The sequence below is a fragment of the Gelidibacter mesophilus DSM 14095 genome, assembly GCF_000423005.1.
GTDB lineage: Bacteria > Bacteroidota > Bacteroidia > Flavobacteriales > Flavobacteriaceae > Gelidibacter > Gelidibacter mesophilus.
Window position 1 is genome coordinate 173,424 of the sequence record NZ_AUHD01000005.1, and the last position, 20,450, is coordinate 193,873.

Below are 20,450 nucleotides of genomic sequence, written 5' to 3' on the forward strand. Positions count from 1 at the left end.
AATAAAACCGATTTTTAAATTTTGCCGATAATATAAGCCGTTCATCTGAAAAATATTTTTATACCAAATTTAGTCCGTTTCTTTGCAGGGCAAAGCAGACATTTTGTACCCTAAATTGATTCATATATGAAATACTCAAAATATGAATTTAAAGTTGTCTGAAACATTTAATCACATTTTCCCCACCCAATCTAACTCAATCTTAATGACTGACAATTATGACACGTTTATATTTTTCTGCCGTTTCTTTGGTCCTATCCTTAATAGGGCTTAAAACTTTTTCCCAAAGCCCTCAGGTTGTAGGGCAATGGAGTGACCCTATTTCATTCGACATAGTGCCTGTTGCCGTGGCTAATTTGCCAGATGGCAGGTTGGTAACTTGGTCTTCAAAATATCACGATGATTTTGGTGGTGATGATGGATATACCTTTACCCAAGTTTTTGATCCTTTAGGAGGGCCAGATGGATTGGGGGGTATTTTGCCAAGAACAGTTACGGATACCAATCACGATATGTTCTGTCCTGGAATTAATAATTTGCCTGATGGAAGAATTATGGTAACTGGGGGAAGTTCTGCTGAAAAAACAAGTATTTATGATCCCCGCACCAATGTCTGGACTGCGGGAGACGATTTAAATATTCCCAGAGGTTATCAAGGGTCCGTAACGTTATCGGATGGCTCCATATTTACCATTGGAGGCTCATGGAGTGGAAGTGCAACCTTTGGTGGCAGGGATGCTGAGATTTGGACAGAGACCTCAGGATGGCGAAGACTTACAGGATTACCTGGTGAGTTGCTATGGAATTCAAATGATTTAGCTGGCGAAAAAGAAGAGCAATATCGCTTAGATAATCATGCGTGGCTTTTTGCTGCACCAAATGGCAAAATATTTCATGCTGGCCCTGGAGAAAATATGCATTGGATAGATGTTACTGGAAATAGTGGCAATGGGTCTTTCTGGCCTGCTGGGCCAAGCGGTAAAAGAGGAGTTGACCACATGTCCATGAATGGTAATTCAACCTTATATGATATTGGAAAAATTTTAAAAATCGGAGGGAGCGCCTCGTATTCCTCTAATACCATTAGTAATAAAAAGGCTTTCGTTATTGATATCAATAACGAAAATGATGTTACTGTTACCCCTACCGGTCCAATGGCACAGGGTAGGATTTATGTCACCAGTGTAGTTCTTCCAAATGGGGAGGTTTTAGTAATGGGCGGTATGGAAAATGCCGTGGTATTCTCAGATAATAACGCGCATTTGACTGCTGAAATTTATAGTCCGTTGACCAATTCATTTCAAACCCTAGCCAGCATGCAAGTGCCTAGAACCTATCACAGTACCGGAGTATTATTACCAGATGGACGTGTTTTTATGGGCGGCGGTGGTCTTTGTGGGGAAAAGTGTGGGGCGAATCATAAAGATGCTGAAATCTTTAGTCCCCCTTATTTGTTTAATTCAAGTGGAGGTTTAGCTACACGTCCAACTTTAAACGCGCCTGATAAAGCATATTATAATTCATCTTTACCAGTTACCACTTCGGTAGGAAGTAACCCAGACTTTTCTTTTTTAAGATTTTCTTCTGCCACCCATAGTGTAAATAATGAGCAACGACGCGTTCCTGTCACCTATACAGGATCCAATGGAAATTACCAATTAAACATTCCTAATGCTAACATAATGCCTCCAGGTTATTATATGCTATTCGTGTTGGATGACAATGGCATTCCTAGTATTGCTGAAACGGTATGGGTTGGCAGTAAAGATGATCAGGTTGCGAACGCTAATTTACTGGTAGAATTCGATTTTTTTGAAGGTGCTGGAAATCGGGTTAATGATCTTTCCGGGAACAATAATCACGGCACTATCAAAGAAAGAAATGACGCTGGTGAAGAGATAGGATTAAAACAAGAGTATTGGAGTACCGACGGTATTTACGGAAATGCGCTTGAAATGGATGGCATTGAGCATTTGAGCAATTCAATTATCGAAATTCCCACTTCGGGTTCATTAGAAAGCATTACCAATCAAATCACCGTTATGGCCTGGGTCAATAGAAATACCGAAAGCGTGGTGGCACAAGATGGTAATAAAATCCCCAATGTATCCATTTTTTCACATGATTATCCGCGCTCTTTTTTTATGGGCTACCATGCATCCGAGTTTAAAGTGGAGTTTAGAACACTCGACGGTAACCATTTTAATGGATATACTGGAACCCATTATACGCCAGGGAAATGGGAACATTTTGTTATGACCTATAACGGTGCCATTGGCAGGGTTTATGTAGACGGGAAACAGATATTCGAACATGCGGTTTCCGGAAATTTGAAAATCAACGCGGGTGATAATTTAACTGGCAACACCTTTACGCTTTCAGGATTTTACGATACTCGAACTTCAGGTTTGCCAGGCTATGCCAATTATAGCGGAATTTCTGATGAGTTGGACGGCCGTATGGATGATTTTAAGTTATATGACACAGCCCTCACTGAAGCAGAGATACAGAGCATTTATAACGCCGAACGCAAAATCGTTAAAAACGACAATCCTTGTGATGATGTGACTTTGGTTTATGAGGTGAATGGCAAGCGGGATAACGGCGCCAAGGAATTAACCTTAAAAGTTGGCGACTCTATCGGGTTCTTTCTCAATAAAGATGATATAGACTTTGAGGAAATAAAAGTTATTGGTCCTGATGGAGAAACTTTTCTTAACAGTAATATTATCAATGGAATTACCACCGCACAGGCAGGCGTGTACCAAGCTACCTTTACTTTAAAGGATACGTCTTATGCCTTAGATTTGAAAGCTATATATGCGAGTAGTGAGATGAATAAAGAATTATCGAATGGTTCTAAAATGGTTCATCACAAGCGTTTTAAGGAAAATGCCGTAGATAAAAAACCATTGAGTTATTGGAGTACCGAATGGGGGAATACAGGAGACGTTGTGCCTAAACATGACCATGAAATTCATTTTGATGTGGGTGAAACGTCGAATATTTCAGGAATTGAATATTTGCCACGACATCCTGAAACTGGTTTGAATGGAACAATTAAAACCTATGAGATTTACGTTAGTAATTCTACTTCTTCTTGGGGTGCGCCTGTAGCAACGTCCGATACGCATGGAGAATGGGCTTATACCCATGATCTAAAAACTGTAATATTTCCTGAAAAGGAGGGCCGCTATTTGCGCTTGGTTGCAAAATCCGCATATAATAATTCCCCTCAAGCTACCATTGGCGAACTTAATGTCATACTTATTGAAAATACAGAATGCTATAAAGAACTGAAAATAAACGTGCATACTCCCAAAACGTTTACTTATGATGAAAGCTGGTCAGCAGCTGAGGGTGACCCGAGTGGGGTTTCTACTAAATATGACGATATCGTCATTGAATCTGGACAGGGTGCTGTCTTTTCAGCCAACACTACCGTCAATAATTTAACTATTAATTCTGGAGCCTCTTTAACGGTTGACGAACAGAAGATTTTAACCTTTCAGTCCATTACTTTAAATTCAGATGCCACTGCTTTTGCCAGCTTAATAGATAAGGGCTGGGTTGCGGGAGATGTCATCTACAACCGATATGTCAATGTCATGGGCACTGAGGCTGGTGGTGGCAATGATTTAGTTTCTTCGCCTGTAACCAGTGCAGTATTTAATTCTGAATTTGTGACTAACAACCCAAAACTGTCTGAACATCCGGACGCTAATGGTACCTATGCATTTGCGCCTTATATTGTTGTAGAAGGAAAATATAAGAATTTTGATATCGGAACGGACAGATCAGGAAAAATCCCTATCGTTTCGGGAGTAGGATATAGAATGGCCACTACTGATGTTGAAGAAGAGAACTTTAAGGGAAGCCCAGTGACTTTTATAGGTAATATTAATCGGAATGTGGTCAATGTTCCCCTTGCTGATCCGGTCGGAGGAAACGGTTGGAATTTAATCGGGAATCCTTACCCTGCCTATATTGATTTTTATAGTTTCTTAAATGAAAATATCGATCAACTAGATGAGCGAGATGCTTATCAAGCTGTCTATGCGTATACTGGTAAAGCCAATCGAGATAAATGGCGAATTATAAACTTTATACCACAGGATGATTCTGCAAATATTGCTCCTGGCCAAGGCTTCTTTGTGAAATCAAAATCTGGAGGTGGTCTTGTAAATTTCTTGCCTGAAATGCGGACAACACAAGGTTCAGGAAGTTATATTGAAAACCGATCTAATATTAATAAGGTGTTGAGCAAACTGTCATTGCGCCGGGCTGAAGCTGTAGCGAGCACAAGTGTCTATTTTATTGATGGTACAACCCGAGGCCTAGACCCGGGTTATGATGCGGCAGAGTTTGGTGGCAGCAAGATTGATTTTGCAATTTTCACGAATCTTTTGGAAGATAATAAAGGCCTTGGTATAGCCATTCAAGCGCTTCCTTATGAAGATTTCAATGATGTGGTCGTTCCTTTGGGCATAAGAGCTAAAGGGGGCCAAGAGTTGACCATTAGCGTTGATGATCTTTCCACGTTGCCTTCTAATGTAAATGTCTATTTGGAAGATACCCAAAACAAAACGCTTACTTATTTGAATAATGAGGACTTTAAATTCACGCCAACTCAAGATATCAACGTTTCCGACCGTTTTAATGTGCATTATTCATCTAAAACGCTATCTGTTGATGACTTGGTATCTAATAATATTTGGATTTATACGACTGCCGTTCCAAAAACTCTGTTTATCAAAGGTCAACTGGGAAGATCCACCAATGCTTGCTTATATGACATACAAGGTCGGTTGGTAATGAGTAAAATCCTGGATTCTAATAATCCTCAAAATACATTGGATATCTCCACTATTGGTTCCGGTGTGTATGTGGTTAAAGTTAGTAACGACAATTTAATTAAAACACAGAAAGTTATAATAAAATAGATTTTTCGAATCTAACATTTTATTTCATTGATGATTATATAAAAGCTGAACAATCAAGAATTGTTCAGCTTTTTTAGTTTTCTAAAAGTATTATTGATGTTTGCTTTACGGTTTTTAAATTGATTAAAAGTTCTAATATTCTAATTGTAAGGAGCTTTGCATTACTATTTAATCAGTAATTTCTAAGAAAACTAATAACTGTTGACTATTTCTTGAAGGGAAAGAGCATCTATTGAGTTCGCACGGAATTTTAGATTTCAATACCTCGAAAATTCAGCTGATTTTTGTAACCTTTTAATTTTAAGATAATTTGAAGCGTTTTTTGGTAGTTGAACCTTTGTCGAAAAGTTTGGTAGTTTGACTTGATAAATTTTTGATATAAAATTTAAGTATGTTATTTGCTCGGATAAATGGATTTCCTAGTCCTTTTAATTAATTCAGAATGACTTAAGATTATACCTCAACTAATTCAAATTTTTATACCGCTATGAACAACTTTACTTATTCTACTATTTTTTCACTGCTCCTATTGTTAGGTGTGAAAGGTCTTGCTCAAAACGCTCAAACCGTTGGTCAATGGAGTGCTCCAATTCCTTTTGATATCGTGCCTGTGGCCGTCGCTAATTTACCAGATGGTAAGTTGCTGACATGGTCATCTAAATATCATGACAATTTTGGAGGTGCGGACGGATATACGTTTACCCAAATATTTGATCCGTCTATTGGTTCAGATGGAGGTGTGTTTCCAAGAACAAGAACCCAAACCAATCACGATATGTTCTGTCCTGGCATTAACAATTTGGCCGATGGACGAATTATGGCAACAGGGGGAAGCTCAAGTGAAAGGGCCAGTATCTATGATCCTAAAACACAACTTTGGACAAGGGCAGATGATATGCTTGTAGCTCGGGGCTATCAAGGTGCAGTAACTTTAGCTGATGGTTCAGCATTCACTTTAGGTGGGTCATGGAGTGGTGGTGCCTATGGAGGTAGGACAGGTGAAGTTTGGACAGAAGAATCAGGATGGCGTTTACTTCCTGGATTGCCAGGAGAATTACTTTGGAATGCTGAAGACAGTAATAGAGAGCCGGAAAATGAATTTAGATTAGACAACCATGCTTGGTTATTTGCGGCTCCAAATGGAAAGGTTTTTCATGCCGGTCCGGGAGAAACCATGCATTGGTTTGATGTTACAGGGAATGGCTCATCACAAGTAATTGGTCAAAGAGGAACAGATAAATCAGCTATGAATGGCAATGCCGTTTTGTACGATATAGGAAAGGTTTTAAAAATTGGAGGAAATGGATCTTATGATGGTAATGATTTAAGTACCACCAAAGGATATGTTATTGATTTTAATGATGAAAACAATGTTACGGTAACACAAACCAGTAATGATATGGCCCATGGAAGGATTTATGTCACAAGCGTAGCCCTTCCAAATGGAGAAGTTTTGGTTTTGGGAGGCATGAATAGATCTCGAGTGTTCTCTGATGTGGATGCACATTTATCTGCAGAAATGTTTAATCCTGATACAAATACCTTTAGAACCTTGGCCAGTATGCAAGTGCCAAGAACCTACCATAGTGCGGGTATTCTTTTAAATGATGGTCGTGTTTTTATCGGCGGCGGCGGACTTTGTGGGAATTGTCCTGCAGGTGGCGCCAATCATCCTGATGCAGAGATTTATAGCCCTCCTTACTTGTTTGATACCAATGGAGATTTGGCAGTGCGTCCAACTCTAGGCGCTCCGGATAATGCTTTTTATGAGAATATATTGCCAGTCACTGCTTCGTCAGATGTTACAGAGTTTGCTTTTGTTAGAATGTCATCTGCAACTCATAGTGTAAATAATGAGCAACGAAGAGTTCCTGTAACTTTCACAGAGTCTAATGGCGTTTACTTATTAAATATGCCAAATGCAAACATAATGACTCCTGGTTATTATATGTTATTCGCAATGAATGGAGATGGAGTTCCTAGTATGTCAGAAGCTGTATTGGTAGGTCCGCCAGATGCTCGGATACATGGCGAAGATTTATTAGTAGAATTTGAGTTTTTTGAAGGCACTGGGTCTTTTATCACAGATACATCTGGTAAAGGTAATAATGGAGAAATAAAAGAAAGAGATGATAATGGAGTTTCAATACCATTAAGTTCTGAGTTTTGGACTCCTGATGGTTTCTCAGGAAGTGCGCTTAAAATGGATGGCATGGAATTTACCAGTAATACAATAGTGGAAGTTCCTACATCGCCGTCATTGGCGGCATTGACAGATCAAATTACGGTCATGGCCTGGGTGAATAGAAATACGGGCAGTGTAATACCACAAAACGGTGAGATTCCCAATGTGGCTATTTTCGCCCATGATTATGCCTCCTTTTTCTTTGGGTATCATAACTCTCTATACAAATTAGAGTTTTTTACGGATAATGGAGGTGCAGCCAGTTGTTATACAGGTGAATATAATCCTGGTGAATGGGAGCATCTTGTAGGTACTTATGATGGTGCGGTTGCAAGACTTTACGTTAATGGTAAACAAATTTGTAGCGATATTGTAACTGGTAATTTGCAGATTAACACACAGGATCCTTTATATAATACGTTTACACTTTCTGGATTTTATGATAGACGCCCTGCACCTGTTGTGGCTTATGGAAATAGTAGTGGTATTACAGATGAACTTGATGGCAGCATGGACAAGTTTAAATTGTATGGTATTGCCCTTACAGCTGAAGAAATACAGAATATATATAATAATGAGCGAGGTGTTGTGGTTGATGGTAAATCATGCGAGGATTTAGAAATCGTTTACGAAATAAATGGTGTAAGGAATAGTGGGGCCACAGAGATCACAGTAAATGAAGGTGATGATGTAGGTTTATTTCTTAACATAGAAACTGTGGATCATACCTTAAGAGCACCAGACGGAAGTATTTTGAATAATAACATTATCACAGATATTACAAATGCTCAGGCAGGATTATATACTATAAATACCACCTTAGATATGCCGTTTTTGCTCGACCCAATGTTATTGTCTGTAAGTAGCGAGGAAACCGTTGATGAAGCTGCAGGTGCGTTAAATGCACTTGATGGTAATCCTGCTACCTATTGGCATACAGAATGGGCACCTGGAGGACAAGCAACCGATCCTAATTATCCGCACGAGATGGTACTAGATATGGGTGAAAACTCGGTTTTATCAGGCTTTAGTTATTTACCTCGACAGGAACAATCCAATGGTAGAGTAGGTGACTTTGCTATATATATCAGTGATTCAACGACAGACTGGGGTACTGCCGTTGCTTCAGGAACGGGAACCAACAATATGACTGCTCAGACCCTTACTTTTCCTGCAACACAAGGACGGTATGTGCGATTCTTAGCGTTGACACCAGCAATTGCTGGCCAGAGATGGGCATCAGCTGCTGAGCTTAGCGTTATTAGGTCAGTTCCAGCTGTGATTTATGCTGATAGTGAAGAACTCGTGGGTGAGTTCGCTCCAGCCGTGCAAGCAGCTGATGGAGATCCTAATACTATTTGGCATACAAAATGGAGAGGGACCAGTGACCCATATCCTCATGAGATACAAATAGATTTGGGCGAGCAACAAAGTGTGCTAGGCCTTGAATATTTACCTCGACAAGACGCTAGTTTAAATGGTACAATTGCTGGGTATGAAATTTATGTAAGTAATACTAATGGTAATTGGGGCGTTCCAGTAGCAACTTCCAATACAAATGGAACATGGGCGTACAATCATGATAGAAAAACTGTAAATTTTACTCAAAAACAAGGTCGATATGTCCGGTTACGTGCCACTTCGGAAGGCGCTGGTCAAGCATGGGCATCCGCTGCGGAAATTAAGGTTTTAACGCCATCTAATCAGTGCGTTAAATCTATATTGGTAAATGTTCAAAATCCTATAACTTATACCTATTCTAATGACACATGGACGCCTAGCGATCCAACCAATGGTTTAGCAACTTCAATCGATACGATTATAATTAATGATGGTGAAGTTCAATTTTCCAACGATATATTCTGTGGTAATTTAATAGTTGAACCAGGTGCGGCACTAACTGTAAATGCCGCTGCGACATTGACAGCTACTATAATAACTTTGAATTCTATATCAAGTTCTTATTCTAGTTTAATTGTTAATGGTGAAGTAAATGGAGAGGTTAATTATAAGCGATTTGTCAATATCATAGGATCGTCTTCTGGTGGAAACGACCTTATCTCTTCGCCTGTAGAAAATGGAATATTTGATTTTGATTTTGTGGATGCAAATCCAAATTTACCGCAGAATCCTAATAACTTTGGAATATATGCATTTGCTCCTTTTAATGTAGATAATGGTGCTTATGAGAATTTTGACATTGGTGTTTACCGCCAAGGTGAAATTCCTCTGATCTCTGGGATGGGTTATAGAGCGGCGACAAATGAAGGCAGTAACTTAACCTTTACGGGGTCGGTTGCCAAATCGATTGTCAATATTCCTATTTCGGATGCTTCGGCAGGCCGCGCTTGGAACCTTATTGGTAATCCGTATCCATCTTATCTTGATGTGAAAGAGTTCGTTGAAAATAATGTAGACGAATTTAACGCTCAATACATGGCGGTTTATGGTTATACGGGTAGTAAAGGCAGTTGGGAAACTTATAATAATGCGACAGATGGACCATTAATTGCTCCAGGACAGGGGTTCTTTGTTAAAGCAAAATCAAATGGTGGTGTTATTCAGTTTACGCCAGCAATGAGACGTGCAGGGTCTTCAGATGACTTTATTCTTGGAAGACAAAATGCGAATAAGGCCTTAAGTAAGCTTAAGTTAAGCAACGCATCCACTTCTGTGTCAACGAGCATCTATTTTATTGAAGGAACAACTAGAGGCTTGGATCCGGGATATGATGCTGCTGCTTATGGAGCTACTGCAGTTGATTTTGCAATATTTACTAACTTATTAAAGGATAATTTAGGCCTTGATATCGCTATTCAGTCTTTGCCTTATGAAGATATTAATGACGTAGTAGTACCTTTGGGAATTAAATCAAAGCCTGAAGCTAAACTTGTGATCAGTATTGATGAGCTCTCCACGCTTCCATCCAATATTAATGTTTATTTAGAAGACACTGTAAATAAGACGCTTACTTTGTTGAATAATGAGACATTTGTATTTTCCCCAGAGACAGAAATAAATGGAATTGGCCGTTTCTTTGTGCACTATTCAGCAAAAACGCTTTCAATTTTGGATATGGATACTGATGACAATTTACATATTTATACTACGGTATCGCCTAAGGCTTTATATATTAAGGGACAACTGACAAAAGCAACCACCGCCAGTCTATACGATATTCAAGGCCGATTGGTATTGAGTAAAGTTCTAAATCCTAGTACTACAGAGAACACAATAGATATCTCAACCGTAAGCACTGGAGTTTATGTGGTTAAGCTTAATAATGATAATCAAATTAAAACCCAAAAGATTATCATTAAATAAGACATAAAAAAATAACTTTAACACAGGCTGCTCTCACTAAGAGCAGCTTTTTGTTTTTTAAATATTTTTAAACTCGAGGAAAAGCTAATAACGAAAATTTTGGAGTCATTAAAATAAAATAGCTTGGATGAAAAAATAACATTGATGGATTTCTTGTACGCAAAGACCAATGAAGTTATTTTCTATCTTGAGTATACTGCTATTTGATTCGAATTTTTCGAAATTGTAGTTGCATTTGAATCGCTATTATGCTCCTATCAAAGTCTTTTAAAATGAAGATGTAACAATTTCATGTTTTAAAAACCAGCTAAGTTTAGTAGAAAGCCTTTATCCATGAATTTCACATTTAATAATCGATTATTGATGCTTTTTAATATCGATCGTCGCGTTTAATTAATTAATGACCGTGATATATTGTTGATTAATAGATGTTTCGTCGAAAAAAAAAGTAGTTTATCTTGATAAATATTTATTTAAAGTATTAGTGCTTTTCTTTATGAAGCTATTAATCAAATTCTTTCTTCGATGTTTTATTCAACAAAAAAAAACAGGATTTCCTTTGTAATTTTGGGGATTTCCATCTTTGCTGTCCTGGGAGTTGCACCTTTTTTCTTAGGATCAGGTCTTACCACACCTGTGCCTGTAGGAACATTCTTAAACGGAAACTTTCCAGATGTTACAGCGTCGGCCCTGCCTTATCGACCAGCTTTTCCAAACCTTACTTTCAATTCCCCTTTAACATTCGCTGATGTACCCAATAGTAACGTATTGATAGTTGGTCAGCGTAATGGTGAAATTTTTTGGTTTGAGAATGATGAAACAGTGACCACAAAGAACCTCTTGGCAGATTTGTCTGACAGGGTAGGTGTGGTGTGGGATGGAGGGTTTTTAGGTTTAGCCATCCATCCTGAATTTGGTACTCCTGGTAAGAATTATTTTTATACTTATTATACTTCCAAAGATGATCAAGGTAGAGATTTCCCTGATGCCTTTTTAAGTGGTTTCGGATGTTATCAGGAGGATTATTGGGGTGGTTTTCTGTATCTAAGACGTTATGAAATTAACCCAGCCACATTTACTATTGTTCCAGGATCAGAATTAACAATGCTTAAAATGCGAATGTTTAGTTGTACGCATCGTGGAGGATCTATGGATTTCGGAACAGATGGATTTTTATATTTGACCACGGGTGAACAATCTGCTTATACAAAACCACAAAATATAACCACCAATTTGGACGGAGCAGTTTTAAGAATTGACGTCAATCAAGATCCGACTAAAAGTCATGCGCCTATAAGAAGGTTAAACACCGGACGTTTTGCAGATGAAATATCTGGTGTTGGCTATGGGATACCAAATGACAATCCATTTCTAAGTCCTTCCGGTCAAAATTTTGAAGAATACTATACGCTAGGTCATAGAAATCCGCATAGAATGACCAAAGATGCACTCACTGGCACTTTTTATATTGGAGAAGTTGGAGAGAGTACGCACGAAGAAATTAATGTAGTTAAAAAAGGAAAAAATTATGGATGGCCTGTTTATGAAGGTTATGCTACGGGTCCTGGAGCGAATTGTGGCAGGCCTGATGCTGGAATGTATAATAATATGCCACATGAAGGTCCTTTGGTGGCTTTTCCTCGTTCAGATGCGAACACCATAATAGGGGGTTATGTCTATCGTGGCACCAAAATGCCTGACTTATATGGTAAATTTATCTGTGCGGATTATGGAGCTGGTGAAGAAATTTGGTCTGTAGATGTAAATACTGGTGCTTATGATCTAATAACGGCATTTTCACCAACAGATATTATATCTTTTGGAGAAGACAATAAGGGAGAACTTTATTTATTACCTCAAGGAGATAATGTTTTTTTATATACCTTAACTCAAGTGAATGAGTCGCCCACTGATTCCGCTCCCCAATTACTTTCAGAGACTGGTGCTTTTCAAGATTTACAAACATTGACGCCAAATCCTGGAGTCATACCGTACGATTTAATAGAATCATTTTGGTCTGATGGGGCTGAGAAAAAACGATGGTTGGTAATTCCCAATGATGGTGCTCATGATACACCACAGGAAAAAATTAGTTTTTCAGAAGATGGTGATTGGGAATTCCCTACTGGATCTGTAATCATAAAGCATTTTGAAATGCCAATTGATGAGTTGAATCCGATGGTAACAAAACGTCTGGAAACTCGCTTCTCAGTAAAAGCCAGTTCCGGTAACTTTTACTTTTTGACCTATAAATGGAACAGTGCTCAAACAGATGCTGTTTTGTTGGAAACTCGTTTGGATGAAAATATTGAAATTACTACAGCGAATGGGTCTATAAGAAATCAAACGTGGACCTATCCAGGTGTTCAAGATTGTATCTCTTGCCATAATCCTGCAACAAAAGGAACTTTAGGCACTAGAACCCGCTATATGAATTCTGATTTGACCTACCCAACCACCGGACTAACAGCCAATCAATTGGTCACCTTAAGTCATTTAGGAATTTTAGATGAACCCATTGACGATAATACTGTGTTGGGCTATCAGACCTACAAAGCTCTTGATGACACCAGTGCTAACTTGGATGATAAGGCAAGATCTTATCTCGATTTGAATTGCGCTTATTGTCACAGACCCGGAGGAACTGGAGAAAGAGCACAGTTTGATTTAAGACTTTCCAACAATTTAGTTGAAACAGGGTTGATGTACGCCGGAATAAATACGCCTCTAGGAATTCCTGGGGAGAAGATAGTAGTAGGTGGTGATGCTTCAAAATCTATCCTTTACCATAGAACAGAGAGCATTGATCCTACGGTTGCGATGCCTCCAATTGCTAAAAATGTAGTGGATCAAAAAGGGGTAGACCTCATTTTTGAATGGATAAACCAACTCGATCCCAATTATGAGGATCCAAGGATTAAGCCTTCTACTTACATGGTTACAAACGTAGGCAGCAGTTTGGTAATGGATATCGCTGGGGTATCTCAGGCCAATTATGCCGATGTGCATCAATGGCAGTATGTTGCTGGAGGTAATCAACAATTTATAATAACATCCGCAGGTGGTATTTATTATACGCTCAAAGCAGTTCATAGTAGTAAAAATATAGACGTTGCAGGTCAAGGTCAAGCTCCAGGAACTAATGTGATTCAATATGAAGAGAATGGTACGGATGCCCAATTATTTTCCTTTGACTATCTTGGAAATGGTCAATATGCCATAAAAAGTAAAGCGAATGGTCTCTATCTTGGAATAGAGAATAAGTCGGTGGTTAATGGCGGTAGTATTAAAACCTATGCCAATGATGGATCTGATTTTTTTAAGTGGACATTTACTGATTTATTGAACGTTCCAGTAACTGGAGTTTCCGTAACACCTGAGTCGGCAGGTGTATTCACAGATGAAACCTTTTCTTTAACTGCCTCGGTATTGCCTGTTAACGCTAGTGAACAGAATGTCCTGTGGTCTTCAAGTGATGAAACCGTTGCTACGGTAGATGGATTTGGAGTTGTTACCGGCATTAATATAGGCACTGCTACCATTTCAGCAACTACCGTTGAGGGCGCATTCACTGACGTTTCTCAGATAACCGTATACGCGGGTTCTACCATTGGTGCTTCTGTTTACAACATAACCAACGTAGGCAGTGCATTGGATATGGGTGTTGCTGGGCAATCCTTAGATGATCTTGCGGATGTTATTCAATATATAGGTAGTTCAATTCCTGATCAGCGGTTTATTATAGCACCTGCTGGAGAGAATTATTATACGTTGAAGGCCGTGCATAGCAATAAAAATGTAGATGTGCTATATGCCGGACAAGAACAGGGAACGAATGTAATACAGTACCTAGAAAATGGCACGGATGCTCAATTATTTTCTTTGGAATATCTTGGGGACGACAAGTACGCGATAAAGAGCAAAGTAAACGGACTTTATTTGGGAATAGAAAATAATTCAACAGATGTTGGGGCTAGCATTAAAACTTATGCCAATGATGGATCTGATTTCTTTAAGTGGACATTTACGGATTTAAGAGCAAATGATTGTATCGGGACCATTGTGGATCATACCGACCCAGTCGGTACTGGCACCATTACTGCAAGAGGAGAGATTGATATAGCAGAAAATAGATTCAAGGCCTTTGATAATAAAAAGACAGCTAATGATTTTAGTAAATGGTTAGACAACACAGGTGTTCCTAGTGCTAGCAATCCGAGCTTTATTGCCATTGAGTTTGAAAGACCTCAATATGTAAATCAATTAGTAATTACAAGTGCTAATGATGAACCTGTCAGGGATCCTCAAAATTTTAGAATATTGGGATCTAATGATGGTGCTTTTACGGAGTTGGGGAATTGGACGGGTCAGCAATTTTTCGCCCGTTACCAATCTAAACATTTAGTATTTAATAATACGACAGCTTACAAAACATATCGATTGGAAATTACTAAAAATCTTGGTAATGTAGCCATGACTCAATTGGCCGAGATAGAATTGTTGGGCTGTGATAGTGCGCCGGTAAGTACGACTTATACCTACAATAACGGTTGGTCACCTGCCGATCCGAATGGTATTACTTATGCTAATGATGTTATTGAAATCAATGCTGGAGCAGCAATAATTTCAAATAATACGGTGTGTGATGTTTTAATCATTAACCCAGGAGCTGGTCTTACCATAAATAATGGTATAACGCTCACAACAAATACAGCAACATTAAAATCGACATCGAAGTTGTATTCGAGTGTCATTGCTGATGGAACAATTGACGGAACTATAAAATATGAGCGATTTGTAAATGCTAACGCCAGCGCTGGCGGAAATGATCTTATATCGCCGCCGCTTTCTGGTGAAATTTGGTCAAGTTTCTTAGTATCTGAAAGCAATGCTGCAGATCTGCTAGATAACGGTGCAACCAATCCAACAACTTATGCCTTTGGGCCTTTTGATAAGACTGCAGATGCATATGTAAATTATACCAGCGTTGAGCCTGAAGGTTTGGCATTAGCAAGTGGTGTAGGGTATAGAGCGGCAACTGATGTTGGAGCAACCTTAACTTTTACCGGCACAATTTTAAAAACTCAAATTGCAGTAGATATCGTAAATTCTGGGGCTATTTATTCTGATTGGAATTTAATAGGTAACCCGTATCCGTCATATTTAGACATGGCTTTATTTTTGTCCTATGGTTTAGATTCTGGTTCTAATCCAAGTGTTCGCAATATAGATATTCTAGAGAATGCTTCCGGTATCTATGGGTATACAGGAGAGGCAACAGCCAACAAATGGAATGTAATTACATTAGCCAATGCAAGTGACAAATTAATGGCGCCGGGCCAAGGCTTTTTTGTGGCCGCGAAGGCTGCCGATGTGGCGGCATATGACATTGTTTTTGATCCTTCGATGAGAGCAAATGGCACGGATGATGATTTTATCCCGAATAGGAATGCGAATTCATTAACTTATTTAAAATTAAATGCAAATAAGGGCGATAAAAATTATACAACAGAGTTTTACTTTAACCCTAAAGCTAGCTTAGGTCTAGACCATGGATACGATGGTAAAATTTTAGGTAATGTGGCACCTGGGTTTGCGCTTTATTCACATTTAGTGAAAGATGATACAGGACTCCCAATTGCTTTACAGGCCTTAAATCCATCAGATTTGGCCAATACAATAATTCCGTTGGGAGTTAATGCAAATAGAGGTGAACAAATTAGTTTTAGTATCAGTGAAACTACTTTGCCAAATGATGTTCAAGTTTATTTGGAAGATAAAGTTGCGAAGTCGTATACTCTATTAAATTCAAGTGATTATAACCTTACTCCAAATACGGAGCTAAGTGGCAAAGGCCGTTTCTATCTTCATATCTCATCAAAAACATTATCAATAGATGAAAATAACTCTGATAATTTATTGATTTATGCAACCGCAAATCCAAAATTATTAATCATTAAAGGACAGTTAAATGCAGCAACCATGGTAAATTTATATGATATCAATGGAAGATTGATTTTAAATAAAACACTAAATCAATCTGAATTGGTAAACAGTGTTGATATTTCAAGAATTGGAACTGGCGTGTATTTTGCAAAAGTATTTAATGAAAGTCAAATTAAAACGCAAAAACTGATTATAAAATGATCTTTTAAACTGAAGAGTCAAATTGGCCATTTTGTAATGAGAATCTAAAATTTTCTTTAATAGCATTTTAGTGAGAGAAGGAGTGGAGCCGCAAGGCCTTCACTCCTTTATTTATAGATCATAATCCTGCAAAGTGCATTCTAATAAAGTTTTATTAAATTTATAATCACGAGACTAAATGTTTGCGATATCTAGTAAAATAAATGTTATAGGATTGGTATGACTTTGAATAGGTAAGAAACGAATTCAAAATTGGGATAAGAGACCTATTAAGTGCTTATTGAATTCAATTGTGACGAAATTTTCACTAGCAGTTCATCGAATATAAATTTATTTAACACGTATTTTATAATTATTTGCTTATGAATTTTATATATATTTGTCGTTAAAAGTTATTTTTTTTGTCGATAAAATTAAGTTATTTGTCGGCGTAGGTTGAAAAATGGTTATGGGTTCCTCTTTATTTTTTTATATTTTAAAATCAAAGAAGACTATAAATTAACCTGTTATTAATACACTATTTTAACAATTATTACTCACAAATTATGAAACAAAAATTACCTGTTATTTTTTCTCTAATATTTCTATTAGGTCTCAACGGTTTTTCTAAAAACCTTGAAGAACTAGATATTTGGAGCACCCCAGTTTCTGTTGAATTAGAAGCTGTTGCTTTACTTAGTTTGACAGATGCTAAGTTGTATGTGTCCAATTTAAGCACTTCATCAGTAATTGAAAAAGCTCTTTTAAGTTTTGATGAGATTGATACCTATGTATCACCCGCTTGTCCGGAAGAAGGCCAGTCCTGTGATGATGGAGATTCAAATACTGTTAATGACGCCTTAGATGCTGACTGCAATTGTGTAGGTGTAGCAAGAGCTTTATCATGCGAAGATGTAGAGATAGCCTATCAAATTAATGATGGCATAAGAGTGAATGATGCAACAACAGTTACCGTTGGAGAAGGTGACAAAATTGCCTTATTCAGTAATTTAGAAAATTATACGGTTTCAGGTCCAGGCGGTATTGTTCCGGGTAACACCATCAACAATATCGGAACTAGTCAGGCTGGCGTTTATACTGTAAATGGCACCTATAGGAGTGCATTACCAATGGCAGCACCAATTTTGCATTATGTATCAAGCCAAGAGACAGTTGCTGAAACAGCTCCAGCAACAAATGCATTTGATGGTAGTAATTCTACATTCTGGCATTCACAATATTCTAATGATCCAGATGCGCCATATCCTCATGAAATTCAGATAGATATGGGTGCTGGCTCCGTATTATCTGGTTTCACGTATCTACCGCGTCAAGGAAATGCGAATGGGAGGATTGCTGGCTATGAGATCTATGTCAGTAATTCAACTACTGATTGGGGTGCGCCTGTAGCTCAGGGGGTTGTAGGAGGAACTGGAGTTAATGCACTATGGGAAAATAATGAAGATAGAAAAACTGTGAGTTTCCCTGCAAAACAGGGTAGGTACTTACGTTTTGTAGCCACAAGGCCGGCAAACAGTACTCATCCATGGGCAACTGCAGCGGATCTTACGGTTATTAGAGCAACAGGAGTCACGGCAACAGCGAGTAGTTCGCAAGCTATCAATCCACCTTCATACGCTATTGACAATAATGATGGAACATTTTGGCATTCAAGATATACGGGTACTCCCCAGACGGCCTATCCTCATTATATTACATTAGATTTGGGGGTTAGTTCCAATGTGTCTGCTCTGGAGTATTTGCCACGTCAGGACGCAAATTCAAATGGTAGGATCTTAAATTATGAGATATATGTAGGGAACTCAATTGCCGAATTGGATGCTGCCACAACGCCGCTAACTTCAGGGACTTGGACGTATACCGGTACAGCAGCCCAGCAGAGAGTTTTAAAAACTGTTAATTTTACTGAGACATCAGGTAGATATGTACGCTTGTCAGCAACCCTAGCTGTAACAGATAGTAACGATGGATGGACTTTTGCTTCTGCAGCTAGAGTTCGTGCTGTCAGAACAAGCATCAATGTACCCTGTTCAAAAACCATCGCAATTAATGTAGATCCTATAGTTACTTACACCTATACAGATGGTGCCTGGGCTCCAGAAACCCCAATTGGTACAGCTACTGCAAATGATATTATTAATATTGCTTCAGGTAACGCAGTGATTTCCAATGACATGAACTGTAATGCTTTAACGGTTAGTCCAGGAGCATCACTTACGGTAGATCCTGGAGTCATATTAACCACGAACACCACAGCTTTAGAATCGACATCCCTCACTTATTCCAGTTTAATCTTAAATGGTACGCTTGAGGGTGAAGTGAGCTATTCGCGGTATACCAACGTTGTAGGAACCTTAGGAGCTGGAGGAGGTAATGATTTGATTTCAGCACCTTTATCCGGTGTGGTTTTTGGGCCATTCGCTACTGCCAATACCGGTCTTCTTGCAGCATCAGGAGTGGCAAGAGCCTTTGCGCCTTATAATACGAATGCTGGTGAATATCAAAATTATAATATTACAGATAATGTAGCTACCACCATTACTTCAGGCGCTGGTTTTAGGGCAGCAGCCACAAACGGCAACAATCTGATCTTTACAGGAACCGTTGCTAAAACTAATGTGGATGTTCCTATTTTGGATGTGGGATTAGGTAAGGCTTGGAACCTTATTGGAAATCCGTATCCATCTTATCTTGATTTTGACACCTTCTTTACTGCAAATTTAGATGAACTTAGAGCAGGCGAAGCTTATCAGGCCATTTACGGTTATAAAGGAAATACAGGTGATTGGAATATTGTAAATAACGCAACATCCTCTGAATTTCCATTGATAGCTCCTGGACAAGGTTTCTTTGTAAAAGCTAAGATAGGTGGGGGCAGTATTCAATTTACGCCGGCTATGAGAAGGGTGGGTGATTCAGATGATTATATTGTAGGTAGATCTTCTAATTCAAATAAGGCCTTTAGTAAGCTTAAGTTGATTAGTGCATCTAGAGCTGTTTCCACAAGTATTTATTTTATTGAGGGCACAACTAGGGGCTTGGATCCTGGTTATGACGCTGCCGCTTATGCTGCGACTCCTGTTGATTTTTCAATATTTACGAATTTATTGGAAGATGGTGACGGTTCAGGTCTCGATATCGCTATTCAGTCCTTACCTTATAATGATTTTAACGATGTCACTGTACCGTTGGGAATCAAGGCTAAAGCAAACACTGAATTGATTATAAGTGTTGATGACCTTTCAACAATACCTTCTCATATCAATGTGTATTTGGAAGATGTTCAGAATAAGACGCTTACTTTGTTGAACAATGATGTCTTTAGATTTACACCTTCAATAGATGTGAATAGTTCAGAACTTTTCAATGTCCATTATTCAGCTCGAACACTGTCAATTGGAGATATGCAGTTCAGTGATGATTTACGAATCTATACCACTACGTCACCTAAGACTTTATTTATTAAAGGCCAATTGACAAAAGCTACAACAGCAAACTTATACGATATTCAAGGCCGATTGGTATTGAGCAAAGTATTAAATCCAAACAGTACAGAGAACACAATGGATATCTCAACCGTAAGTACTGGAGTCTATGTGGTAAAGGTCAATAGTGACAACCAAGTTAAAAAACAAAAAGTATTAATTAAATAGTATTTAAAAAATAAATAACAAGAAAAGCTGTCCTGTATGGACGGCTTTTTTTATTTATAACTATCGGGATTTGATGCTTTGCAGTACATCGATCCTAGAAAACCTGCTCAGTTTCCTTATGCTAATAGAGTCTGTTGGTTTAATATCTTAAATACTTAAGAGGGTTAGTGTTAACGGATTTATAATACGTAGCAAAAC

The 20,450-nt window shown here is 38.4% G+C and carries 4 protein-coding genes; all 4 read left to right on the top strand.

Translation table 11 applies throughout. The features are described 5' to 3' along the window. Positions 1-218: 218 nt before the first annotated feature. The 4 genes from G525_RS21680 to G525_RS0106095 all read left to right on the top strand — a co-directional run bounded on the left by G525_RS21680 (position 219) and on the right by G525_RS0106095 (position 20,252). Positions 219-4,943 carry a galactose oxidase-like domain-containing protein gene (locus G525_RS21680; RefSeq protein WP_051209826.1) on the top strand — a complete coding sequence of 1,575 codons (4,725 nt, stop codon included), beginning with the start codon at positions 219-221 and terminating at the stop codon, positions 4,941-4,943. 487 nt (positions 4,944-5,430) lie between these two features. Continuing rightward, positions 5,431-10,452, top strand: a complete 5,022-nt coding sequence (locus tag G525_RS21685) for a discoidin domain-containing protein (RefSeq protein WP_051209827.1) — start codon at positions 5,431-5,433, stop codon at positions 10,450-10,452. Between the two features lie 525 nt (positions 10,453-10,977). Then, positions 10,978-16,599: an RICIN domain-containing protein gene (locus G525_RS20425; RefSeq protein ID WP_035479147.1), complete on the top strand. Its 5,622-nt coding sequence runs from the start codon at positions 10,978-10,980 to the stop codon at positions 16,597-16,599. A gap of 545 nt (positions 16,600-17,144) precedes the next feature. Next, entirely contained in the window at positions 17,145-20,252 is a 3,108-nt protein-coding gene (locus tag G525_RS0106095) for a T9SS type A sorting domain-containing protein (protein ID WP_027125362.1), read from the top strand. Positions 20,253-20,450 lie beyond the last annotated feature (198 nt).